22 protein-coding genes and 4 pseudogenes are annotated in these 23,351 nt (G+C 68.7%); 6 read left to right on the top strand and 20 right to left on the bottom strand.

Features of this window, described 5'->3' with window-relative positions; all coding sequences use genetic code 11:
- Positions 1-56 precede the first annotated feature (56 nt).
- Both pfkB and ptsP read right to left on the bottom strand, forming a co-directional pair.
- Entirely contained in the window at positions 57-1,007 is a 951-nt protein-coding gene (gene pfkB, locus DPM13_RS14645) for a 1-phosphofructokinase (protein WP_080622142.1), read from the bottom strand.
- Positions 1,004-3,490, bottom strand: a pseudogene (gene ptsP, locus DPM13_RS14640) (phosphoenolpyruvate--protein phosphotransferase). Before ptsP ends, pfkB begins: the two are co-directional and overlap by 4 nt.
- A 237-nt stretch (positions 3,491-3,727) precedes the next feature.
- Between ptsP and DPM13_RS14635 the strand changes: the two are divergent.
- Positions 3,728-4,684, top strand: a complete 957-nt coding sequence (locus DPM13_RS14635; RefSeq protein WP_262983143.1) for a LacI family DNA-binding transcriptional regulator — start codon at positions 3,728-3,730, stop codon at positions 4,682-4,684.
- Between the two features lie 50 nt (positions 4,685-4,734).
- Here the strand turns inward: DPM13_RS14635 and DPM13_RS27715 are convergent, their stop codons facing one another.
- The 16 genes from DPM13_RS27715 to DPM13_RS14580 form a co-directional block, all read right to left on the bottom strand.
- Entirely contained in the window at positions 4,735-6,288 is a 1,554-nt protein-coding gene (locus DPM13_RS27715) for a UxaA family hydrolase (protein ID WP_449579228.1), read from the bottom strand.
- A gap of 15 nt (positions 6,289-6,303) precedes the next feature.
- Positions 6,304-6,633 carry an MDR/zinc-dependent alcohol dehydrogenase-like family protein gene (locus DPM13_RS23720; RefSeq protein WP_223252060.1) on the bottom strand — a complete coding sequence of 110 codons (330 nt, stop codon included), beginning with the start codon at positions 6,631-6,633 and terminating at the stop codon, positions 6,304-6,306.
- Positions 6,630-7,319, bottom strand: coding sequence for an alcohol dehydrogenase catalytic domain-containing protein (locus tag DPM13_RS14625; RefSeq protein WP_223252059.1), 690 nt, complete (start codon positions 7,317-7,319; stop codon positions 6,630-6,632). Before DPM13_RS14625 ends, DPM13_RS23720 begins: the two co-directional genes overlap by 4 nt.
- Positions 7,316-8,404 carry a mannitol dehydrogenase family protein gene (locus tag DPM13_RS14620; RefSeq protein WP_112888286.1) on the bottom strand — a complete coding sequence of 363 codons (1,089 nt, stop codon included), beginning with the start codon at positions 8,402-8,404 and terminating at the stop codon, positions 7,316-7,318. The genes DPM13_RS14625 and DPM13_RS14620 overlap by 4 nt, the downstream gene beginning before the upstream one ends.
- A complete protein-coding gene (locus DPM13_RS14615; RefSeq protein ID WP_112888285.1) occupies positions 8,401-9,783 on the bottom strand; it encodes a mannitol dehydrogenase family protein in 1,383 nt (460 codons plus the stop codon). Before DPM13_RS14615 ends, DPM13_RS14620 begins: the two co-directional genes overlap by 4 nt.
- A complete protein-coding gene (gene uxuA, locus DPM13_RS14610; RefSeq protein ID WP_112888284.1) occupies positions 9,780-10,979 on the bottom strand; it encodes a mannonate dehydratase in 1,200 nt (399 codons plus the stop codon). The genes DPM13_RS14615 and uxuA overlap by 4 nt, the downstream gene beginning before the upstream one ends.
- On the bottom strand, positions 10,976-11,335 hold the full coding sequence (locus DPM13_RS26165) for a zinc-binding dehydrogenase (RefSeq protein ID WP_317616323.1): 360 nt from the start codon (positions 11,333-11,335) through the stop codon (positions 10,976-10,978). Before DPM13_RS26165 ends, uxuA begins: the two co-directional genes overlap by 4 nt.
- Positions 11,305-12,036 carry an alcohol dehydrogenase catalytic domain-containing protein gene (locus tag DPM13_RS14605; protein WP_317616322.1) on the bottom strand — a complete coding sequence of 244 codons (732 nt, stop codon included), beginning with the start codon at positions 12,034-12,036 and terminating at the stop codon, positions 11,305-11,307. Before DPM13_RS14605 ends, DPM13_RS26165 begins: the two co-directional genes overlap by 31 nt.
- A gap of 73 nt (positions 12,037-12,109) precedes the next feature.
- Positions 12,110-13,375 (bottom strand): TRAP transporter large permease, encoded by a 1,266-nt coding sequence (locus DPM13_RS14600; RefSeq protein ID WP_223252058.1) that lies wholly within the window; start codon positions 13,373-13,375, stop codon positions 12,110-12,112.
- A gap of 6 nt (positions 13,376-13,381) precedes the next feature.
- The gene (locus DPM13_RS25260; protein ID WP_262983142.1) at positions 13,382-13,516 is read right to left on the bottom strand and encodes a hypothetical protein; all 135 of its coding nucleotides are present in this window, start codon (positions 13,514-13,516) and stop codon (positions 13,382-13,384) included.
- Positions 13,517-13,519: 3 nt separating this feature from the next.
- Complete coding sequence (locus DPM13_RS14595; protein ID WP_080622132.1) at positions 13,520-14,092, bottom strand: TRAP transporter small permease; 573 nt, start codon at positions 14,090-14,092, stop codon at positions 13,520-13,522.
- Positions 14,093-14,096: 4 nt separating this feature from the next.
- On the bottom strand, positions 14,097-14,465 hold the full coding sequence (locus DPM13_RS27230) for a hypothetical protein (RefSeq protein WP_397244690.1): 369 nt from the start codon (positions 14,463-14,465) through the stop codon (positions 14,097-14,099).
- Complete coding sequence (gene dctP / locus DPM13_RS26160) at positions 14,444-15,724, bottom strand: TRAP transporter substrate-binding protein DctP (protein ID WP_317616321.1); 1,281 nt, start codon at positions 15,722-15,724, stop codon at positions 14,444-14,446. The genes DPM13_RS27230 and dctP overlap by 22 nt, the downstream gene beginning before the upstream one ends.
- Entirely contained in the window at positions 15,694-15,855 is a 162-nt protein-coding gene (locus tag DPM13_RS26155; protein ID WP_317616320.1) for a hypothetical protein, read from the bottom strand. Before DPM13_RS26155 ends, dctP begins: the two co-directional genes overlap by 31 nt.
- Positions 15,856-15,977: 122 nt before the next feature.
- Complete coding sequence (locus tag DPM13_RS23710; RefSeq protein ID WP_262983141.1) at positions 15,978-16,289, bottom strand: Ldh family oxidoreductase; 312 nt, start codon at positions 16,287-16,289, stop codon at positions 15,978-15,980.
- Entirely contained in the window at positions 16,286-17,029 is a 744-nt protein-coding gene (locus tag DPM13_RS14580; protein WP_223252057.1) for an Ldh family oxidoreductase, read from the bottom strand. The genes DPM13_RS23710 and DPM13_RS14580 overlap by 4 nt, the downstream gene beginning before the upstream one ends.
- A gap of 103 nt (positions 17,030-17,132) precedes the next feature.
- Between DPM13_RS14580 and DPM13_RS14575 the strand changes: the two genes are divergently transcribed.
- The gene (locus DPM13_RS14575; RefSeq protein WP_112888283.1) at positions 17,133-18,092 is read left to right on the top strand and encodes a GntR family transcriptional regulator; all 960 of its coding nucleotides are present in this window, start codon (positions 17,133-17,135) and stop codon (positions 18,090-18,092) included.
- Between the two features lie 3 nt (positions 18,093-18,095).
- Here DPM13_RS14575 and DPM13_RS23705 read toward each other — a convergent pair whose 3' ends face one another.
- Together DPM13_RS23705 and DPM13_RS23700 are read right to left on the bottom strand one after the other, a co-directional pair.
- Positions 18,096-18,416: an FCD domain-containing protein gene (locus DPM13_RS23705; protein WP_223252056.1), complete on the bottom strand. Its 321-nt coding sequence runs from the start codon at positions 18,414-18,416 to the stop codon at positions 18,096-18,098.
- Positions 18,417-18,606: 190 nt separating this feature from the next.
- Positions 18,607-18,750: pseudogene (locus DPM13_RS23700) on the bottom strand (GntR family transcriptional regulator); the annotation flags it as partial.
- Positions 18,751-18,912: 162 nt separating this feature from the next.
- Between DPM13_RS23700 and DPM13_RS23695 the strand changes: the two are divergent.
- From DPM13_RS23695 to DPM13_RS14555, 4 genes and pseudogenes are all read left to right on the top strand, one after another.
- A pseudogene (locus DPM13_RS23695) lies at positions 18,913-19,298 on the top strand (SLC13 family permease); the annotation flags it as partial.
- 257 nt (positions 19,299-19,555) lie between these two features.
- Positions 19,556-20,218, top strand: a complete 663-nt coding sequence (locus DPM13_RS23690) for an SLC13 family permease (RefSeq protein WP_223252055.1) — start codon at positions 19,556-19,558, stop codon at positions 20,216-20,218.
- Between the two features lie 106 nt (positions 20,219-20,324).
- Entirely contained in the window at positions 20,325-21,704 is a 1,380-nt protein-coding gene (locus tag DPM13_RS14560; RefSeq protein WP_112888282.1) for a malonyl-CoA decarboxylase, read from the top strand.
- Positions 21,705-21,720: 16 nt separating this feature from the next.
- Positions 21,721-23,137 (top strand): annotated as a pseudogene (locus DPM13_RS14555) (malonate--CoA ligase); the annotation flags it as partial.
- Positions 23,138-23,351 lie beyond the last annotated feature (214 nt).

Genomic DNA, 23,351 nt, shown 5'->3' with positions numbered 1-23,351 from the left:
CGCGCCGGGCGCCTCGACGATCCCCCGGCCCGCGGACTGGCGCGGGCCCGTGTTCTTCAGCCGGCCGCGTATTCGGCGGCGGGCGCGGTCACGATCCGGGCGGCCAGGGCGCGCACCTCGGCCTGCGGCGGCAGGTGGGCGCCCGGGTTGCGCAGCTTGGCCCCGGCGAATGCGGTGGCCTGGCGCGCCAGGTCGGGCAAGGCCAGCCCCTCGGCAAGCCCCGCCGTCAGGCCCGCGACCATCGCGTCGCCCGCGCCGACGGAACTGCCGGTCGCAACCTCGGCCGGCTGGGCGACCAGCGCCCCCGCGCGGGTGACGAACAGCGCGCCTTCGGCCCCCATTGAAACAGTGACCAGCGCGATGCCCCGGTCCAGCAGGTCCCGCGCCGCGGCCAGCAAGGCTGTGGGCTCGGCCAGGCTGCGGCCGACCAGCGCCTCAAGCTCGTGCCGGTTGGGCTTGACGGCATGGGGCATGACCGCACCGGCAAGCGCCTGCGCCAGCGGCTCGCCCGAGACGTCCAGCACCACCCGCGCGCCCCGCCCCGCCAGATCCGCGACCAGCCGCGCCGTGGTGTCGGGCGCAAGGCCCTGGGGCTGGCTGCCCGAGACGACGACCAGGTCTCCGGTCGCCACGGTATCCAACTGGTTGAACACGGCCTTGGTATCCTCGGGCCGCGCGGCAAAGCCGGGCAGGTTCACGTCGGTGGTGCGCCCGCCGTCTTCGAGGATCTTGATGTTGGTCCGGGTCGAGCCCGCCACCCGGATCATCCGGTCGGCGATGCCCTTGGCGGCGAAAAGCTGCTCGAAGCTTGCGGCATTGTCCCGGCCCAGCAGACCCGTGACCACGACCTTGACGCCCCAGTCGGCCAGGCACGAGGCGACATTGACCGCCTTGCCGCCCGGGTCCTGCCGGGTGGCGCTGGCGCGGATGACCTCGCCCGGCTCAAGCCGGGGGACCATCACGGTCTGGTCGATGGCGGGGTTCAGCGCGACGGTGCGGATCATCATGCCGCATCCTCCTCGCGCACGGGGGGAAGGGCCAGCGCCCGGACCGCGACGGCATCGCGCGCGGCCAGCGCCTGCTGCGCCAGCCCCTGCAGGTCCGACAGGTCCGACTGGCGGATGCGCTCCTTGACCGCCGGAATGTCGCGCGGGGTCATCGACAGCTCGTCCACCCCCAGCCCCGCCAGCAGCGCCGCGCCGAAGGCGTCGCCCGCGATGCCGCCGCAGACGCCGACCCAGCGGCCATGGGCATGGGCGCCCCTGACCGTCAGGTCGATCAGCTTCAGCACCGCCGGGTGCAGGCTGTCGGCCTCGGGCGCCAGCACCGGGTTCTGGCGGTCGATCGCCAGCGCGTATTGCGTCAGATCGTTGGTCCCGATCGAGAAGAAGTCGGCGTGCTGCGCACTGGTCGGCCAGCAGCGCCGCCGAAGGCACCTCGATCATGATCCCCAAGGGGATCGCGGGGGCCTCAAGCTCGGCCCGGATGCGGTCGCGGTCTCGCGCAGCGCCAGCAGCTCCGCGACCGAGGTGATCATCGGGAACATGACCGAAATCTGCGCGCCGTCCCTGGCCGCGCGGTAAAGCGCGCGCACCTGCGGCACCAGCAACTCGGGCCGGCGCAGCAACAGCCGCGCGCCCCGGACGCCCAGGAAGGGGTTCTCCTCGCGCGGGAGGTCCAGATAGCTGACCTGCTTGTCCCCGCCGATGTCCAGCGCGCGGATGACCAAGGGGCGGTCGCCCATGGCGCGCGCCATGTCGGAATAGGCGCGATACTGGTCTTCCTCGGTCGGGCTGTCGCCGCGCTCCAGGAACAGGAACTCGGTGCGCATCAGGCCGACGCCCTCGGCGCCCTGCTCGATGGCGCAGGCCGCCTGCTCGGCCAGGTTGATGTTGGCGCCGATCTGGACCTCGTGCCCGTCGCGGGTACGGGCGGGCAGCGCGCGGGCCTCGGCCGCACGGGCGCGCTTGGCCTCCTCCTCCGCGATCCAGGCCCTGGCCGAGGCCAGGTCCGCCTCGGACGGGTTCAGGTAAAGCCGGCCACCGCTGCCATCGATGATCGCAGGCGCGCCCGAGGTCAGCCGCGACAGCGCCGCACCCGCCCCCACCACGGCGGGCAGGCCAAGCGTGCGCGCCAGGATCGCGGTGTGCGAGGTCGGCCCGCCCTGTGCCGTCACCAGCCCGGCGACGCGCTCGGCGTCCATCGTGGCGGTGTCGGTGGGCGTCAGGTCGTCGGCCACCAGGATCGCGTCCTGCGGCACCTCGGCCGGGGCGGGCTTCGCCAGGCTCGGGTCGATCAGGGCCAGCACGCGGCTGCCCACGTCGCGCAGGTCCACCGCCCGCCCCGCCAGCACCGGGTTCCCGACCTTCAGCAGCGCCTGCGCGGTTTCCTGCACCGCCTGGTGCCAGGACCAGGCAAGCCCATGCCCCTCGACCAGCTTCTGCGAGGCCAGCGTCACCAGCTGCGGGTCGTTCAGCAATTCCGCCTGCGCCAGAAAGATGGCGCTGTCGGCCTCGCCCAGGCGGCGGGCGGTATCGTCGGCCAGGGCCCCCAGCTGCTCGCGGGCGCGGGCCAGCGCCTCGTGCAGCCGGTCGGCGGCCGGCGCCAGCGCAATCGGTTCGTCCGGGACCTGCACGGGCCCCGCCTCAAGATGATGCAGCCGGCCGATGGCCAGCCCGGGCGAGGCGGCGACCCCCTCGACCACATCGGCGCCCTCGGGCGCGGTCCAGCCGCCGGCCTGCGCGGTCGCGCGGCGCTTTTCCTCGGCCTTCTGCGCATCGGCTTTCTCGCGCGCGCTGAGGCCGGTGATGACGATGCGCAAGGTCGACAGCGCATCCGCCGCGTCCGCGCCCTCGGCGGAAACCGTGACGGTGTCGCCCGGCTTCAGCCCCAGTTGCAGCAGCGAGATCATGTTGCGGGCATCCGCCGCCTCGTCGCCGTTGCGCACCCGGATGCGGGCGGCAAAGCGGCGCGCCGTCTCGGCCCATTCGGTGGCGGGGCGTGCGTGCAGGCCGCTGGGGTAATCGCAGGTCCACTCGAAGCCCTGGGCGAAATCGCCCTGCGGCTCGGCCGCCGGGGCCGTGGCCTCGGCCCCCGACAGGGCGGCGACCACCAGGCCCGCGTCGTCGGTCGAAGTCAGGTCCGCGATCCGCGCATCGTCCTGCAGCAGCCGCGTCAGGCGGCGCAGGATGCCGATATGCGCGTCCGACCGTGCGGCGATGGCCACGACCAGCGTCGCGCGCTGGCCTGCATTCCATTCGACGCCGTCCCGCACCTGCAGGACCGCGATGCCGTCGCGCAGGATCAGGTCGCGATCCTCGACCATGCCATGGGGGATGGCGATCCCCTTGCCCAGATAGGTGTTCGAGGCGGCCTCGCGCCGCTCCATGCTGGCGCCGAAGCCGGGCTTGACGCAGCCATCGGCCACCAGCAGCGCGGCAGCCTGGGCAATCGCATCGGCCTTGTCCGCGACGCGGGCATCCAGGCGCACAAGTTCGCGGGGCAAAAGGCCCGCTTCCTGAATCAGGGACACTGGTTCCTCCCAATCTCCTAAGGTTGACGATTCGTAACCGAAAAGTGGAAACGTTTCCACTAAATTTTGCCGAAAAACGCGCCGATCATGTCAGCACTCGCCCAAACTTCTTGCAATACGCGTAGGGATAGGCAATGGTTTCACGCAGGTAGGACTAGCAACGTTTCCACTAAAATGACTGTTGGGATCAAGGATGTGGCCCGGGCCGCGGGGGTGGCGCCCTCGACGGTGTCGCGCGCCCTGGGCAAGGGGCCCGTCAGCCCCGAGGTGCGCCGCAAGGTCGAGGCGGCGGTGGCCGCCACCGGCTATCGCCCGAATCTGGCCGCGCGCCAGCTGCGCTCGCAGCAGTCGATGACCGTGGGCCTGGTCGTCGCCGACATCCGCAACCCCTTCTTCACCCAGCTGTCCCGCGCGGTCGAGGACGAGGCCTATCGCGCCGGGATGCGGGTCTTTCTGTGCAACACCGACGAAGACCCCGCGCGCGAGGCGATGTATCTGGACCTGATGGCCGAGGAACGTGTGGCCGGCCTGATCCTGGCGCCCACGCGGGCCCTGGGACCCAAGGCGCTCGCCGGGTTTCAGGTACCCGTGGTCCTGGTCGACCGGGCGCTGGCCGGGGGACGGCGCGATGCGGTGGTGCTGGACAATATCGGCGCCACCGGACAGCTGGTCGACCATCTGGTCGCGACCGGCCGGCGGCGGATCGCGGGGCTCTTCGGCGCGACCTCGGCCACCGGGCTTGAACGCCGCGACGGGTTTCGCGCCCGGATGCAGGACCACGGGCTGCAACCCATCGTCGCCACCGCCGCCCCCAGCCCCGAGGCCGGGCGCAAGGCGCTGGCCGAACTGATCGCCGCCGAGCGTCCCGATGCACTGGTCCTGTCGAACGGGCTGTTCGTCGGCGCGGCCCTGCGCCTGTGCCGAGACCTCGGGATCAGTGTCCCCCGCGATCTGGCCATCGCAGGCTTCGACGACGAACCCTGGACCTCGCTGGTGGACCCGGGCATCACCGTCATCCGCCAGCCCGTCGACGCCTTCGGGCGCGAGGCGATGGTGATGCTGCAATCGCGCATCGCCCGCCCCGACCAGCCCTTTCGCACCGTCGTCCTGTCGGGCGAGTTGATCGCCCGCGGCTCGACCGCGCCGGCCTGACGCCAGGGCCTTTCACCGTTTTTCAAATACCCGAATGCCAAGGCCGGCAATCAGGTCACGACGCCGATCTGCCAGGGCACGAATTCGTCCTGGCCATAGCCGTGCTGCTCGCTCTTGGACGGCTTGCCCGAGGCGCAGTCGATCATCATCCGGAAGATGACCTCGCCCAACCCCTCGATGGTGGCGCCGCCGTCGATGATGCTGCCGCAGTTCAGGTCCATGTCCTCTTCCTGGCGCAGCCAGGTTGCGGTGTTGGTCGAGAATTTCAGCGACGGCGCCGGCACGCAGCCAAAGGCCGATCCGCGCCCGGTGGTGAAACAGATCAGGTTCGCCCCCGACGCCACCTGCCCCGTGGCCGAGACCGGGTCATAGCCGGGGCTGTCCATGAAGACCATGCCGTGTTCCGTCACCGGCTCCGCATATTCATAGACGCCGCGCAGGTTGGTGGTGCCGGCCTTGGCGACGGCGCCCAGGGATTTTTCCAGGATCGTCGTCAGCCCGCCCGCCTTGTTTCCGGCCGAGGGGTTGTTGTTCATTTCGGCGCCGTTGCGGGCGGTGTGCTCCTTCCACCAGTCGATGCGGGCGATCAGCTTCTCGCCCACCTCGCGCGTCTCGGCGCGCCGCGTCAGCAGGTGTTCCGCGCCATAGATCTCGGGCGTCTCGGACAGGATCGCCGTGCCGCCATGGCTGACCAGGATATCGACCGCAGGCCCAGCGCCGGGTTCGCGGTGATCCCCGAATAGCCGTCCGAGCCGCCGCATTGCAGCCCCACGACCAGTTCGCTGACCGGGATCGGCTCGCGCGCCACGGCATTGGCCTCGGGCAGCATGGCGGTGACCTGCGCGATGCCGTGCTGGATGGTCTTTTGCGGCCGCCCTGGTCCTGGATGGAAAGGCCTTCAGCTTGGCGCCTTCGGTCAGGCCGCGCGACTGCATGATGTCGGCGATCTGGTTCGTCTCGCAGCCCAGGCCGATGAACAGCACGGCGGCAAAGTTCGGATGGGTGGCAAAGCCCGACAGGGTGCGGCGCACGATGCGCATGGATTCGCTTTTGCTGTCCACCGCGCAGCCGATCCCGTGGGTCAGCGCGACGACCCCGTCCACGTTCGGGAAATCGGCCAGCGACTCGGGCCGGATGTCGCGGCGGAAATGGTCGGCGATGGCGCGCACCACCCGGGCCGAGCAGTTCACCGATGAGATGATGCCGATATAGTTCCGCGTCGCCGCCCGCCCGTCCGGCCGGCGATAGCCCATGAACGTCGCCGGCTGCTCCACCCGGGGCGTCGGATGGGCATCGGCGCCGATGGCATGGTCCATCTGCACGTCGGTCATGGCCAGGTTGTGGACATGGATATGGTCGCCCGGTGCGATGTCCTGCGAGGCAAGGCCGATGATCTGGTTATAGCGCCGGACCGGCTGGCCCTGGGCGATCGCGTGGGTCGCGATCTTGTGGCCGGGCGGAATGTCGGTCAGCGTGGTGATCCCTTCCTCCTCCAGCAGGGTGCCGGCGGGGATGGGACGGGTGGCGATCACCACATCGTCCTGCGGCCGCAGGCGGATGATGCGGGGGGCGGTGGTGGCGGGCGCGGCTGTGGTCTCGGACATGGCTGCGCTTCCTTTCTAAAGATCAAGAATGGCCTTGATCACGCCCGCCTCGGGGCGCGACCAGGTCTGGAACAGGTGCACGGCATCGCCCAGCGGGCCGCGATGGGTGTTCAGCGCCCGCGTCGGCACGCGGCCGGCCCGCATCTGGGCCACCACCTCGGCAAAGTCGTCGGGCTGGGCGTTGCGGCTGGCAATCAGCGTCGCCTCGCGCTTGTGGAACTCGGGGTCCGCGAAGGTGATGCTTTGCGGCACGACCGACAGCAGCACATAGCGCGCGCCATGGGCCAGAAAGCCGAAGCCCTGCTCGATCGGCCGCGTCGGATGATGCCTGTTCGCGTCGATCACCAGTCGAACCCGTCGCCCCCGGTCAGGCGGGCGATCTCGGCCCCGGCGTCGTCATCGGCCAGCAGGCCGGCGTCGGCACCCAGCCGCTCGGTGGCAAAGTCCAGCCGGTCGCGCCGCATGTCCATGACGGTGACATGCGCGCCGCGCGCCTTGGCAAAGATGATCGCCGACATGCCGATGGGGCCGGCGCCCGTGACCAGCACCCGATCGCGGTCGGTGATGGCGCCACGTTTGACGCCATGCGCGCCGATGGCCAGGAACTCGATCATCGCGGCATCCTCAAGCGCGATGCCGCCCGTCGGGATCACGTTCTGCACGGGAACCGAGAGCCGTTCCGCCATGCCCCCGTCCGTATGAACGCCAAGCACCCTGATATTGCGGCAGGCGTTGGTCAGCCCCTTGCGGCAGGCCTGGCAGGTGCCGCAGCTGAGGTAAGGCACGATATAGACCGGGTCGCCGGCTTTCAGCGCCGAACCCTCGGGCGCCTCCTCGACCGTCCCCGAAAGCTCGTGCCCCATGACGCGGGGATAGTCCAGGAACGGGTGCTTGCCGCCAAAGATGTGAAAATCGGTCCCGCAGATGCCGACATGGCGGATGCGGACCAGAACCTCGCCCTCGGCCCGCACGGGGTCGGGGCGCTCGATCAGCGACAGGCTGCCCGGTTCGTTGCAGATCAGCGCCTTCATGCGGCGTTCCTTTCGATGATGGCCGACAGCATCGGCGCGGGCTGGCCGGTCCAGTCCAGAAAGGCCGCCATGCGCCGCTGCACCTTCAGCGCGTGGTTGCCGGCAATGTCGGCGATGCGGTGGTCCAGATAGGGGTTCAGGAACCGCGCCAGGGTGGTTTCGACATAATCGCGCGCCTCGGCGCCCATGCCCTTCGCGGCAAAGCCGGGGATCACCTCACCCTCGTAAAGCGCATCCAGCCGCGCGCGCACACCGGGATCGGCCAGGATCTCGCGCACGGTCTCGTCCGCCGGGCGGTGTTCATCCTGCCAGACCTGCGCCAGCCAGCTGTGGCCCAGGTTCAGGATGTGCAGCTTCAGCCGCTCGTGCGGCTCGATGCTGTCGGCCAGCACGATGGCGGGATGGGTGCAGGGCAGCTCCAGCCCCGGCGCCCGTTCGATGGCCCACAACGCATAGGGCTCGGCCACCGCGCCCACCGGCTCGATGGGTTCGGACACGATGCGGTCGACCAGCGTGTTGGCAAAGACCACCCGCGCGTCCAGCCAGTCCAGGAAACCCGGCGCGGCGCCCTTCGCGCAGTCCCGCACCAGCCCGCGCAGGATCGGGCCGTTGCCCTGCACCAGCTCGCAGGGCAGGATGGTCAGGGCCTCGCCGCTGCCGACATAGCGGGCGTGCAGAAGCTGGGCCAGCTTGGCCGGAAAGCTGCGCGCCGGCGCCGCAGCGTCCAGGCCGTGATCGAAAGGGTCCAGCGCATAGCCCGCATCGCCGGTGTTCGAGACGACGAACCGCACCTCGTGCACGAACAGCCGCACGATCTCGGGCCAGTCGGTGGAGACCGACAGGCCGCGCGTCACGCTTTTGACCTGCACCCGGCGTTCGACCGGGGCGCCGTCCTCAAGCCCGCGGATGACGACCGGATAGCCTTCGGCCGCCCCGAAGGCGCGCACCCGGCCCGCCCTCTCGACCGAGCCCGAGGTCTGGACCACGGTGACCGGTGGCACGTCCTGCCCGGCCTCGCGCGCCTCGTGCAGGAACAGGTCGACATGGGCTTGCAGAAAGCGGCTGGTGCCGAATTGCAGGATCATGTCCGACCTCGAAAACCATGAATGGCCGCGTTCACCCGGTCGCGCCACGCCCGGCTTTCGACCAGCGGCGCGGGAAACAGCCCGGGCAGCGCGAAGAAGGGCGCCGACGGATCGTCCTGGGGCATCGCCGCGACCGCCGCCATCAGTTCCGCCGCGCGCGGATCGTCGGCCTGTCCGCGATGCGCCAGCGCCGCGATCCAGACGCCGACGGCATGGGCAAAGGCATCAGCGCCTTGGGGCAGCGCCTGAACGGCGGGGGCAAGGATGCGCTGGGGCAGCTTCTGGGTCGAATCCATGGCGATCTGGATCGTGCGATGGGCAATGGCCGGGTTGGCAAAGCGGGCGATCAGCTGATCCATATAGGCGTCCAGGTCGATGCCCGGAACCGGGTCCAGCGTCGCCGCCGCCGCGTTCATGTGATCGTGAACCTGCGCCGCCAGTTCGGGCACCGCCATCACGTCCCGCACGTAATCCAGCCCGTGCAGGATGCCCAGATGCGCGATCAGCGTATGACTGCCGTTCAGCAGCCGCAGCTTCATCTTCTCGTAGGGCTCGACATCCCGGACCATGACCGCGCCGGCCAGGTCCCAGGCGGGGCGGCCCTGCGGAAAGCGGTCCTCGATCACCCATTGGATGAAGGGCTCGGTCTCGACCGCCAGGACATCCTCGGCCCCGATCAGGGCGCTCGCGCGGGCGCGGGTTTCGTCGGTCGCGGCCGGCACGATGCGGTCGACCATGCTGCTGGGAAAGGCCACGTTCGCGCCGATCCACAGCGCAAGGTCCGGGTCCAGCGCCTCGGCCAGTTCCAGAACCAGCCGGCGCAGCACGCGCCCGTTCGCCGGCAGGTTGTCGCAGCACAGCACCGTGAATGGCGCGACGCCGGCCTCGCGCCGCCGCCGCAAGCCCTGGACGAGGAAGCCCAGCGGACCGGTCGGGCGATCCGGCCGGGCGAGGTCGGCCGCGACCGAGGGGTGGGTCCGGTCCAGCCCCCCCGTCGCCGGGTCGATGCCATAGGCCTTTTCCGTCACGGTCAGCGTGACCACCCGGATGTCCGGGTCGGCCAGATGCGCCAGCACCGCATCGGGCGCTTCGGCCGCGCACAGCCAGCCGCGGGTCACGCCCACGACCAGCGCGCTGTCGCCCTTGGCCCCCCGCGTGACGACGGAAAACAGCCCGTCCTGCGCCGCCAGATCCCGCACCACCTGGGCCGAGCGCAGGTTCACCGCGACGATGCCCCAGGGGCCGGGCTCGGCCTCGACCGCCGCCTGGGTCAGCACCGCCTGATGCGCGCGGTGAAACGCGCCAAGGCCCAGATGCAGGATGCCCGGCCGCAACCCCGCGCGGTCGAAGCCGCGCCAATCCGCCTGCGACAGCCTCATGCCGGCTGCCCCAGCCGGGGGTGGCCCAGCGCGCGTTCGATGCCGCGCAGTTCCGCCAGGCCCTTGAGCCGCCCGATGGCCGGATAGCCCGGCTGCGCCCCCCGCGCCAGATCGTCCAGGATCTCCTGCCCGTGGTCGGGACGCATGGGGATCTGGTGATCGGCGCGCCCCTCGGCCTTGCGGCGGCGCTCCTCGGCCAGAAGCGCGGCGACCAGTTCGACCATGTCGGTGCCGCCTTCAAGATGCTCGTCCTCATAGAAGGAACAGGGCGTCGTCGCGGCCTCGCGCGTGATGTTGCGCAGGTGGACGAAATGGATGCGCGGTCCGAATTCCCGCGCCATCGCCGGCAGGTCGTTGTCGCCCCGCGCCCCCAGCGAGCCCGAGCACAGCGTCACCCCGTTCGCCTGCAGATCGACCTGCCCCAGCATATGGGCATAGTCGTCGCGGGTGGACAGGATGCGCGGCAGCCCCAGCAGCGGCCACGGCGGGTCGTCGGGATGGGCGCAGATGTTGATTCCCGCCTCCTCGGCCACCGGCGCCACCTGTTCCAGGAAATCGACCAGATGGCCGCGCAGCCGGTTCGCGTCGATGCCCTGATAGCTGCGCAGCTTCTCCAGCAGCTGGTCCAGCGTATAGCCGTCGGCCGAGCCGGGCAGGCCCGCGCCGATGTTGCGGCCAAGCTCGGCGATGCGACTGTCGGGCATGTCGGCGAAACGCCGCGCGGCCTCGGCGGCCAAAGCCTCGGGGTAATCCTCGGCGGCGCCCGGGCGCTTCAGGATATGGATGTCGAAGGCCACGAAGTCCGGCAGGTCGAACCGCATTGCCCGCGCGCCCTGGCGCGTCGGCCAGCGCAGGTCGGTGCGGGTCCAGTCCAGCACCGGCATGAAGTTGTAGCAGACCGTGCGGATGCCGCAGTCCGACAGCCGGCGCAACGATTCCTGCCAGTTGGCGACATGGGCGCGCCAGTCGCCGGTCTGGGTCTTGATGTCCTCGCTGACGGGGATGCTTTCAACCACCTCCCATTCCAGCCCGCCGGCGCGCACCTCGTCCTGGCGCTGGCGGATGCCCTCGACCGTCCAGGCGGCGCCGGTGGGCACATGATGCAGGGCGGTGACGATGCCCTGCACCCCGGCCTGCACCGCGTCCTGCACGCTTACCTTGTCCACCGGACCGAACCAGCGCCAGGTGTGTCTCATGCGTCTTCTCCTGCGAATGTCAGTTGCACCTTGCAGGCGATGCTGCGGTCGCCGGCCAGGTCGAAGGCCTCGCGCGCGCGGGCCAGCGGCAGGCTGTGGCTGATGATCGGGCGCACGTCGATGGCGCGGCTGCCGATCAGGCGCACGGCCTCGGCGAATTCCTGGTGGAACCGTTGCGAGCCGCGCCAGGTGATTTCCTTGCCGACCAGCGCGTTCAGCGGAATGGTCACATCGCCCGTCACGCCCACCTGCACGATCAGCCCGCGCGGCCGGATCGCGGCAAAGGCGGTGCGCAGCGCGGGCCCCGCGGCCGAGCAGTCGAAGATCACGTCCACCTGCCCCTTGCCGTCCTGCAAGGGCTCCAGCGCGGCGGCATCGCGGGCGCGTTGATCGTGGTCCCCGCCCCCATCGCACGGGCGCGTTCCAGCGCGGCGTCGGTCAGGTCGGTGACGATCACGTCCCGCGCGCCCTGATGGCGCAGCGCGGCCAGCACCAAAAGGCCGATGGGTCCCGCCCCCGTCACCATGACCCGCAATGCCGACAGATCGGGCCGCAGTTCGGTGGCCTGCGCGACGGCATGCAGGCAGACCGCCAGCGGCTCGGCGCAGGCCGCCTCTGCGGCGCTTACCCCCTCGGGAAAGGCATGGACCTGCCGAGCCGGCACCACGAACAGGTCGCGGAACATGCCCTGTTCATGCGGCAGCCGCATGGCCGAGCCGATGAAATGCATGTCCAGGCAATGGATCGGCAGGCCCTTTTGGCAATAGTCGCAGTCCCCGCAGGGCTGGGACGGGCTGATCGCGACCAGCGTGCCTGGCGCCAGATCCACCCCTGCACCCGCCTCGACCACATGCCCCGAGGCCTCGTGCCCCGAAATGATCGGCTCGCGGACCCGCACCGGGCCGAAACCGCCGTCCTGGTAATAGTGCAGGTCCGATCCGCAGATCCCGCCCGCCGCCATCGCCAGCAGCACCTCGCCCGGGCCGGGGCGGCCAACCTCCTGTTCCTCGACCCTCAGGTCCCGCGCGCCGTAAAGACGCGCCACACGCGTGCGCATAGCCCAAAGCCTTCCTTGTTGCCCAAATACCCATGCGACGGCAGCCGCAGTCGCATGGGCCGGTTTTCTTGCCCTAGCGGATCAGACCCAGCTTGGTCGGCAGCCACAGGCTGATCGAGGGGATGAAGGTGATCAGCAGCAGCGCGATGAACAGCGGGATCATCCAGGGCAGGATGGCCAGCGCCGTGCGCTCGACCGACATCCTGGAAATCCGCGACAGCACGAACAGGACCATCCCCACCGGCGGCGTCAGCAGGCCGATCATCAGGTTCAGCGTCACGATCAGGCCCAGGTGCACCGGGTCGATGCCATAGCGCGCCGCGACCGGCAGCAGGATCGGCACCAGGATCGAGATCGCGGCGATGGTGTCCAGGAACGCCCCCACGATCAGCAGGATGATGTTGACGATGATCAGGAAGGTCCACCAGTTGTCGGTCAGCGCGAACATCGCATCCGCGAACAGCTGCGCCGCCTGGCTGACCGTCAGAAGCCAGGCAAAGATCGAGGCCGCGGTGACGATGAACAGGACCGAGGCGGTGGTCTCGATGGTGTCGAAGCTGGCCTTGGCAAGGCTGCGCAGCGTCATCGTGCGATAGCGCACCAGACCCAGGAACAGCGACCACAGCACGGCGGCGACGGCGGCCTCGGTCGGCGTGAACCAGCCCATGGTCATGCCGCCGATCAGCAGCACCGGCGCCATCAGCGCCATGACCGCATGCCAGTCGAAATACCAGTCCAGCCCGATCAGCGCGGCCAGCCCGATCAGCACCGCGATATTAACCGACAGGCCCAGCAGCGTCAGGACATAGACCGCCACCGGAAAGGACAGCACGATCACCACCTCGAGCGTGGCGGCCAGCAGTTCCTTCAGGTCGAAGGGTGTGTCCGAGCCCCAGCCCTTGGCGCGGGCAAAGACATAGACCGTCGCCATCATCAGCAGCGTCATCACCACGCCGGGCACGATCCCGGCCATGAACAGCGCCCCGATCGAGGCATTGGCCATCATCCCGTAGATCACGAAGGGCAGCGAGGGCGGAAAGATCGGCCCCAGCGTGGCCGAGGCGGCGGTGACGCCGACCGCGGCCTCGACCGGATAGCCGTGGTCCTTCATCGCCTTGATCTCGATGGTGCCGATCCCGGCGGCGTCGGCCAGCGCGGTGCCCGACATGCCCGAAAACACCACCGAGCCGATGATGTTGACCTGCGCCAGGCCCCCTTTCATCCAGCCGACCAGCGACAGGGCAAAGTGATAGATGCGGCCGATGACGCCCGCGATGTTCATCAGGTTGCCCGCCAGGATGAAGAAGGGCACCGCGATCAGGGGAAAGCTCTTCGACACCCGCGATCATGCGCTGCGCGGGATGATGTCGGGCGCGACATTGTAGGTCAGCAGCAAGGCCAGCGAGGCCACCGCCATGGACACGGCCACGGGCACGCCCACGACCATCAGCAGAAGGAAGGATCCGATCAGAAGCAGCATGGGTCAGACTCCGGTCGCGCCATGATCGGCGGCGTTTTCGCGGCAGGTCTTTTCGCCCCGCATGTCCTTGATGAAGTTCTGCACACCGCGCAGCAGCATCAGGACGAAGGCGACGAAGACGGTGTAGAAGACGATGCCCCGCGGCAGGTCGACGGTGACCATGCGCTCGTTTCCGACGATGCCGATATAGCGCCACATCAGCCAGGTCATGTAGGCGAAAAAGCCGATGCTGATGATGTCGACGGCGGTCTCGAAGCGGCGACGGACAGGGCGGGACATGAAGTTGTAAAGCAGGTCGACGGCGATGTGGCGGCACATGCGCACGCACATCGCGGCCCCCAGGAACACCACGACCACCAGGCAGTTCGCGGCGATCTCCTCGGTCCAGGCCAGGCTGTTGTTCAGCGCATAGCGGGTGAAGAACTGCAGGAAGATGCACAGCGCCATCCCCCAGAAGACCGCCAGCGTCAGCCAGTCCTCGACGGAATAGGGCGACAGGTCGACCGGGCCGGTGTCGTCCTCGAAGGCATGCGCCATCTCTTCCACGCTCAGCAGCGTGTGATCTTGGTCGGCCATTGCGTTAGCTCCAGATTGTCGGGGAAAGGCCCGGGGCCCGCCCTGGGGCGCCGGGCCGGCGGATCACTGCACCGCGCGGATGTCTTCCCAGTCCTTGAGGTTGTAGCCGAAGGATTCGACCGGCTGCTGTTCCAGCACCGTCTTTTCGAAATCGGCCTTGCTCCACGTCGGTCACGGTCAGGCCCAGCCCTTGAACTTGTCGACCAGCGCGGCCTCGGCTCCTCGACGATCTTGCTGGCGCGTTCGGCGGCCTCGAGATCACCTCCGAGAAGATCTGCTTGTCCTCGTCCGACAGGCTGGCCCACAGGGTCTGGGACACGACCGTGTTCAGGTGGTCGACAATATGGCCGGTCAGGGCGATGTTCTTCTGCACCTCGTAGAAGCCGCTCGGCCTAGATGGTGGCCAGCGGGTTTTCCTGGCCGTCCACCGCGCCGTTCTGCAAGGCGGTGATAGACCTCGGCGAAGGCGATGGGGGTGGTGTTGGCGCCGCAGGCGCGCGGCATGGCCAGATAGGCCGGCACGTCCGGCACCCGCATCTTGACGCCGTTCAGGTCGGCGCAGGTCTTGATTTCCTTGTTCGCCGTGGTGTGGCGGGTGCCGTAATAGGTCACGGCGGTGATGTGGTTGCCCGAGGCTTCCTCATAGCCCTGCGCAAGCCGCTTGAAGACATCGCTTTTGGTGTAGGCGATCAGGTGCGACGGGTCGCGGAAGATATAGGGATAGTAGGTCACGCCGATCGGCTTGTAGTCGCGCGACGCAAAGCTCGAGCCCGAGATGATGATGTCCACGGTCCCAAGCCGCAGGCCCTGGTTCAGGTCCGCCTCCTTGCCCAGCTGCGAGGCCGGGAACACGTCGATCTTGTAGCGGCCGTCGGTGCGCTTGGCGATTTCCTCGGCCGCCCAGACGGATTCGGTGTGGAACGGCTCGGACGTCTCATAGACATGGGCCCATTTCAGGGCGGTCTGGGCCTGGGCCACGGCGGCGCTGGCCATCAGCGCGGCCGCCCCCAGGATGGTCTTGATGGTGAACTTCATGCTTATCCTCCCATGAGCATCGTTCGTCTTTCGGTGGCCGCAGTCCGGCTCGCCAGCAGGCTCGGTAAATCGGCGTTGCGATTCCGTCAGATGGTGGCGCATCGCCTCGCGCGCGGCGGCCGGGTCGGCATCGGCGATGGCGTCGCGGATCGCGCCATGTTCCGAAATCGCCAGCCGCCAGGTGCGCGGCCCCTCGAAATGGGCCGAGAAGCGGGCGAAGATCGGCGTCAGGCGGCGTTCGAACGTGGTGGCGGTGAAATTCGCCAGCAGCGCGTTGCCCGTGGCCTGGGCAATCTCGACGTGAAAGGCGCAATCAAGCCGGATGGCCTGCATCCGGTCGTGCACGGCCGCCGTCATGCCGGCCAGATGATCGTCCAGACGGGCAATTACCGCCGGGGTGACATGGCGGGCGGCCTCTTCGGCGATGGCGGATTCGATGATGCAGCGCGCGCTGAGCAGCTCCATCGGCCCCTCGACCTCAAGCTCGGGCGCGGCCGCGGCGCCGGTCCGGACATAGATGCCCGAGCCCATGCGGATCTCGACCCGGCCCTCGACCTCTAGCGCGATCAGCGCCTCGCGCAGCGACGGGCGCGACACGCTGAGCTGTCGGCCAGGTCGCGTTCGGACGGCAGCCGGGCGCCGGGGCCCAGGCCCTGCCGGGCGACAAGCGCAAGGATCTGGTCGGCCACCTGCCGGTATTGCCGGCGTGGCCTGGGCTCGGTCTGCATGGCTTTCCCCCTGGGCGCGCCGCCTCCTCGCGGCACGCGGTCAACTGGTTTGACCAATTACGACGATAAGAAGCTTGCAGGGATTCGGTCAAGCAGATTTTCACGCTTTGGCGATTATCTGGTCAGGCCAGTTCCGCCAGCCCGTAGTGCGCGGCCAGATCGCGGAACCCCTGCGCCGTCGCCGGGTCCAGGACCACGCCGTTCCGCCGCCGTTCGTCCGCCACGCGCCATTCGCGGTCGCCGGGCGCCATGACCTGGCATCCCTCGCGCGCGGGGGATTGGCGCAGCACGTCCAGATAACGCGTCATTCCCGCCTCGAACGCCTCGCGGTCCAGGAACGCCTCGGGCTTCAGGGCCAGGACGAAGGCGCCCATGCCGCGCGGCGTCGCGAAATCCGGCCCGCCCATGGGCGGAATGTCGAAGCTGAGCTTCATGCCCGACAGCACCGGGCTGAAGTTTCCGCCACACCCGCAGCGCCGCGCCCTTCAGCCGAACGCGCCGACCACGGGTGCCAGCATGTCGGCAAGGCTTGCGTCGCGCGTATCGACCCCTGGGCATCGGACGCCGTCGCCTCGGGCAGTTCGATCCCAAGGCTTTGATAAAGCTGGACGCGGTTATAGGGGATGGCACTGGTCGCCATGTCCAGAAGCCACGGCTCCTGCCCCGGTGCGGGGACGGCAACGGCAATGGGATTGGTGCCGTGAAAGCGCATCGCACCGTCATGCAGCCGCACGAAACTGTCCGAGTTGCAAAAGGTCAGGCCGATCAGCCCTGCCCGCGCCGCCTCGATCGCATAGGCCCCGGCGGGACCGAAATGCGAGGAGTTGCGGATCGACACCGCGCCCAGGCCGAACTGGTTCGCCAGGGCGACCGCGCGAGTCATGCCGTGATAGGCCCCGACCGCGCCCTGGGCGTGATCGGCGTCCCAGACCTCGACCGCGCCGAAACCGCCCACCTGGCGCAGCGCCGGATTCCGGTTCAGCCGGCCGCCCTGCAAGGCCTTGATGTAATGGGGTAGAAGCCGGATTCCGTGACTATCCACCCCCAGCGTCGTGCCGTGCATCATCGCCCGCGTCGCGGCATCGGCCGTCGCCGCGTCCGCGCCTGCCGCCAGAAAGGCCGAGCGGCTGAAACGCTCCAGATCCTGCAATGCGATACGCGGCTGTTCAGACATGGCGCCCCCCTTTGATGTCCTGTGTACACACTAGACAGCGATTGCCGATGGCACAATTGCTTTCGTCGGGCCGCTTGGGCATCGTGGCCCAAAGGATCGCCCGATGAACCAAGCCCTTCATGCGCCCCCCCTTTACCGCCAGGCCAGCGACGCCCTGGCGCAGGACATCGCCCAGGGGCTTCTGCCTGCGGGCGAGGCGCTGACCCAACTGGGCATCGCCCGCCGCTTCGGCATCAGCCGTGCCCCCGCCCGCCGCGCGCTTGAGGAACTGGCCCGGGCGGGGATGCTGCGCCGCGCGCCCTCGGGGCGGTTCGAGGTGGTGGGTGCGCCCGCCTCCGCCACCCCGCGCCCCGCCGCCCCGACCGTCCTGACCCAGCAGCCCGCCTGGGAGCGGCTTTACCCCGAGATCGAGCTTGCGATTATCTCGCATGCCTCGCTGGCAAGCTGGCGCGTGAACGAGGCGATGCTGGCCCGCCATCATGGCGTCAGCCGCACCGTCGCCCGCGACGTGATGGGCCGCCTGCAGCAGCGCGGCATCGTGCGCAAGGACGACAGCGGCCGCTGGCTCGCGCCGGCGCTGACGGCCGACCACATGAACGAGCTTTACGAACTGCGCTGGCTGCTCGAGCCGGTGGCGATGGAAAAGGCCGTGCCCCATCTGCCGCCTGGCTTCCTGGACGTGATGGAGGACGAGCTGCGCCAGGCGATCAAGCGCGGCGCTGCCCTGGACGGCGCGGTGCTGGACCGGCTTGAACAGCGGCTGCATGTCGAGCTGCTGGGCCACTGCGGCAACGGCGCTCTGATGCAGGCGATCGGCCTGCCCCAGGCGCTTCTGGTCGCGCATCACTTCCTTTATGCCCTGACGCTGGAGCTGTTCGGGACCGAGCCCTTTCTGGGCGAGCATCTGGAAATCGTGCGCCTGCTGAAGGCCGGCGACATCGCCGGGGCCAAGGCGGCGCTGGTCGCGCATCTGCGCATTTCGCGCCGCCGCGCCCTGCTGCGGATCGAGGCGGTGCAGGACATGATCCAGCCCGACCCCCTGCCCTGGCTGGATCGCGTCTAGGCCCTAGCCCGTGGGGCGCAGCGCCGCGATCAGGTCGTGGAAACGGTCGCCCTGCACGATGACATGGTCGCGCAGCGCCCGCGCCGCGCCATCGGCATCGCCGGCCCGGATCATCGCCACCACCGCGTCATGTTCGGCAAAGGACCGGGCCATCCGGTTCCTGACCTGCAGCTGCATCCGGCGATAGGGTTGCAGCATCGCATGCAGCCGCGACGCCTCCTGCTCGAGGAAGGCGTTGTGGGTGGCGCGATAGATGCAGTGATGAAACTCGGAATTGCGGGCATGAAGGCCTCGACCTCGCCCGCCTCGGCCAGGCGGCGGCATCGGCATGAACGGCCTCGAACGCTTCCAGTTCGGCCTCGGTGATGCGGCGTGCCGCCAGCCGGCCGCAGGTCGCCTCGACCTCGGCCATCACCTCGAAGCGCTCGGCCAGTTCGCTGGGGCTCCATTCGGTGACAAAGGTGCCCCGTTTGGGCACGACGCGCACCAGGCCCGAGGCTTCCAGCTGGTGGATCGCCTCGCGGATCGGGGTGCGGGATACGTCGAATTCGCGCTCCAGCGCCTCGGGGTCCAGGCGCGCGCCGGGGGCGTAGATGCCCTGGACGATGGCATTCTCCAGTGCGTTTCGGATGCGGAGCGTATTCGGAATTGTCGCCATGGTCCCTCCTTGCGGTTCAAAGATAGACAGCTCCGCATGATTCATCCATGCCACTCTCTGTTATATACAACAGGCTAGGCCAAGCGTATAACAGCCCGGAGAGGATTCGCCGGCTTGGGAGGGCCGGCCACCCCCTGAGGTTTGCAAGGAGAGGAGCCGCGCATGACCCCACACCTGATTTCGATCTATGCCCTGGTGGCGATGTTCGTCATTGCAACCGCATTACCGATCAACATCGGCGTTCTAGCCTTCGTAGGCGCGTTCCTGGTCGGCACGCTGCTTGCCGGGGACACCGCCAAGGAAATTATCGCAGGATTCCCCAGTGGTCTGTTCCTGACCCTCGCGGGCATCACTTGGCTGTTCGCCCTTGCGCAGAACAACGGCACCATCGACTGGCTCGTGCGCATGGCGGTGCGCGCGGTCAAGGGACGCATCGCCGCATCCCGTGGATCATGTTTTTCATTTCCGCCATGCTGACCGCCGTCGGCGCGGTCAGCCCCGGCGCGGTCGCCATCGTCGCGCCCATCGCGCTGGGCTTTGCATTCCGCTATCACATCTCGCCCCTGCTGATGGGCCTGATGGTGGTCCATGGCGCGCAGGCCGGGGGCTTTTCGCCGATCAGCATCTATGGCGGCATCACCAACGGCGTGGTCCAGAAGGCCGGCCTGCCTCTGTCGGAGATGGCCACCTTCGCCGCCAGCTTCCTGGTCAATGCCGGCGTGGCGCTGATCCTGTTCTTGGTGCTGGGCGGGCGGAGCCTGATGCAGATGCGCAGCGACACGGTAGAGGCGTCGCCGTCCCTCATGTGGAAATCGCGCGCCCCGCCACCGGCCCCCAGATCTTTGGCGACAGCGAGGCCGAGGCCCTGTCGCGCCGCATCGGCGAGGAAGGCGGCGGCACCTCGAACCGCCTGGTCGCCGAGGTCGAGGAAGGCGACCAGCCCGACGGCAGCCTGGTGCAGATGGTCACGGTTTTCGGCCTGGCCCTGGTGGCCATTCTCGTGCTGGCCTTCAACCTGGATATCGGCTTCGTCTCGCTGACGGTCGGCCTCGTGATGGCCCTCAGGGCGCCGACCATGCAGAAACGCGCCATGGCCCAGGTCGCCTGGCCCGAGATCATGCTGATCACCGGCGTGTCGACCTATGTCGCGGTGCTCGAACACATGGGCACCATCGACTTTGTGGGCGACAGCGTGGCGGGCATGGCCTCGCCCATGCTGGCGGCCTTGATGCTGTTCTTCATCGGGGCGGTGGTGTCGGCCTTTGCCTCGTCCACGGCGGTGCTGGGGTCGCTGATCCCGCTGGCGGTGCCCTTCCTGCAGGCCGGCACCGGCGTCGGGCCATCGGCTTCATCGCCGGCATGGCCGTCGCTTCGACCATCGTGGATGTCAGCCCCTTCTCGACCAGCGGCGCGCTGGTGCTGGCCAATTCGCGCGGCGTCGACCGGCAGGTTTTCCGCCAGTTGCTGAGCGAAGGTGATGAGCTCATCGACACCGCGGCAACCTGGCACTGTGGCGATCTTTGTCCTGCTGCCGGGTTGATCCCGGCAGTCCAATCCGAACGGAGGCTCGTGACATGAAACCCGAAACCCAGCGCGACCCAGGCCGCGCGCCCCGCCCCGCCTTTCTGGCCGAGTTGTTCGAATCCCTGACCGACCGCACCCGCCGCCTTTGGGGACGAAGCGGGGCCGAAAGCCCGGCGGTCGAGGCGCCCGACCTGTCAGAACTGGGCGAGGCGCTGCTGTCGCGGCGGGGCGAGGCCTCGGGCGTCGCCATCGCCCGCGAGATGCTGACCGCGTTCGACCGGGCCGACCCGGGCCAGCGGCTGGCGTTCCTGCAAAACCTGGCCGACCGCTTTGGCCCCGATCCCGCGTCGGTGGCCAGGGCCCTGGCCGCCGTCGGACGCGACCCGGAGGGTGTCGAGGCGGTCGAGGCGCTGCACGCGGCCAGCGAGCCGCGCCGGCAGGAGCTGCTGCGCCGCCTGAACCTGGCCCCCGGCGGCACCACCGCGCTGGTCCGCATGCGCGAGGAACTGTTGCGCCACCTGCGGGACGATCCTGCGCTGCGCCGGGTGGACAGCGACTTTGCCCATCTGTTCGCGTCCTGGTTCAACCGGGGCTTTCTGGTGCTGCGCCACATCGACTGGAACACCCCGGCCAGCATCCTGGAAAAGATCATCCGCTATGAGGCGGTGCACGCTATCCGGAACTGGGACGACCTGAGGAACCGCCTGCAACCGACCGACCGGCGCTGCTATGGCTTCTTTCACCCCCAACTGGTCGACGAGCCGTTGATCTTTGTCGAGGTCGCGCTGACCCGCGAGATCCCGGACAATGTGGCGGGCCTGCTGGATCTGGACCGCAAGCCCATCGCCGCCGAGGCGGCGGATACGGCGGTGTTCTATTCCATCTCGAACACGCAGCGCGGGCTGGCGGGCGTCAGCTTCGGCAATTTCCTGATCAAGCAGGTGGTCGAGGAACTCAAGGCCGAACTGCCCGAGATCAAGACCTTCGTCACCCTGTCGCCGGTCCCGGGCTTTGCCGCATGGCTTTCCGCCCAGCGCAAGGACGAGAATTCGGAACTGCTCAGCCCCGACCAGCGCATCGCCTTTGCGACGCTGGACGATCCCGGCTGGCACCTGGACCCGGCCCGCGCCGAGGCGGTGCGCGAACCGCTGCTGGCGGCCGCCGCGACCTATTTCCTGGCCGCGCGCGACGCCAAGGGCCGGGTGATCGACCCGGTCGCCCGCTTTCACCTGGGCAATGGCGCCCGGCTGGAACGCCTGAACTTCCTCGGCGACGTTTCGGCCAACGGGCTGAAGCAGTCGCACGGGCTGATGGTCAACTATCTGTATGATCTGGGCCGGATCGAGGCCAATCACGAGGGCTTTGCCGAACGGGGCGCCGTGGCCGCGTCGGACAGCGTGAAGCGCGCCCTTTCCCAACCGAACGCCTGAGCAAAGGACACCATCCATGAGCGAGAACCTTTTCGACATCCTGGAGCGCGGCATCGCCGACCCGCAGGCCACCGCGATCGAGACGCTTTCGGGCGAACGCATCGCCTACGCCGATCTGGTGGCCCGGACCGGCCGCTGGGCCAATGCGCTGGCCGGCCTTGGCGTCGAACCCGGCGACCGGGTGGCCGTGCAGGTCGAGAAGTCGGTCGAGGCGATCATCCTGTATCTCGCCACCGCGCGGGCGGGGGCAGTGTTCCTGCCCTTGAACACCGGCTACACCCCGACCGAGATTGACTATTTCGTGGGCGACGCCCGCCCCCGCGTCTTTGTCTGCGACCCGTCCCGCGCCGAGGTGCTGGCGCCAGTCGCCGAAAAGGCGGGCGCGGCGCTGGTCACGCTGGGTGCGGACGGCAAGGGCACGCTGGCCGACGCGGCGGATGCCGCAAGTCCCGATTTCGCCACCGTTCCGCGCCAGGCCGACGACCTGGCCACGCTGCTTTACACCTCGGGCACCACGGGGCGCAGCAAGGGCGCGATGCTGACGCATGGCAACCTGGTGTCGAACACCCGCGCCCTGCAACAGGCCTGGCGCTATTCGGCCGATGACGTGCTGATCCACGCACTGCCGATCTTTCACACGCACGGTCTGTTCGTCGCGACCAACGTGACGCTGTTTTCCGGCGCGTCGATGATCTTTCTGCCGAAATTCGACGTGGACCGCATCTTTGAACTGATGGGCCGGGCGACCGTGCTGATGGGCGTTCCGACCTTTTACGTCCGGCTGCTGCAAGACGACATGCTGACGGCGGAAAACACCCGGCACATGCGGCTGTTCGTGTCGGGATCGGCCCCCCTGCTGGCGGAAACCCATCGCGAATGGCAGGCCCGCACCGGCCACGCGATCCTGGAACGCTATGGGATGACGGAAACCAACATGAACGCCTCGAACCCCTATGACGGGGACCGGGTCGCAGGGACCGTGGGCATGCCCCTGCCGGGGGTTCAGATCATCGTGACCGATCCCGAAACCGGCGCCGAACTGCCACAGGGCGAAATCGGCATGATCGAGGTGCGCGGCCCGAACGTCTTCAAGGGCTATTGGCGACCCGGAAAAGACCGCCGCCGAACTGCGCGAGAACGGCTTCTTCATCACCGGCGATCTGGGCAAGTTCGACGAACGCGGCTATCTGCACATCGTCGGGCGCGGCAAGGACCTGATCATCACCGGCGGCTACAACGTCTATCCCAAGGAAATCGAGACCGAGATCGACGCCCTGCCCGGCGTGACCGAAAGCGCGGTGATCGGACTGCCGCATCGCGATTTCGGCGAAGGCGTGACGGCGGTTGTCGTCCCGAGCGGCACCCTGCCCCTGACCGAGGCGGACGTGCTGCACCCGCTCGAGACGCGGCTTGCCCGCTTCAAGCTGCCCAGGCCGGGTAGGTCGTGACCGTCTCCTGCCCCGCAACACCCCAGTTGCGGCACATCCTCGAAATAGACCGTCACCCCGGTATTGGCCGGCAGCGTTGCGCAGGACGCCTGAGCCGGCATCGGGGGGGCCGGGCGTCCGCACCGGCCCCTTTTCCCGGCCCTGCATCCAATTCATTTTTCGGCCAAAGGCTAGGCCCTGCAAGGGCTTGGCCGCGACG

It is taken from the genome of Paracoccus mutanolyticus (genome assembly GCF_003285265.1).
Lineage (GTDB): Bacteria > Pseudomonadota > Alphaproteobacteria > Rhodobacterales > Rhodobacteraceae > Paracoccus > Paracoccus yeei.
This window is presented reverse-complemented; position numbering and strand designations above follow the sequence as displayed.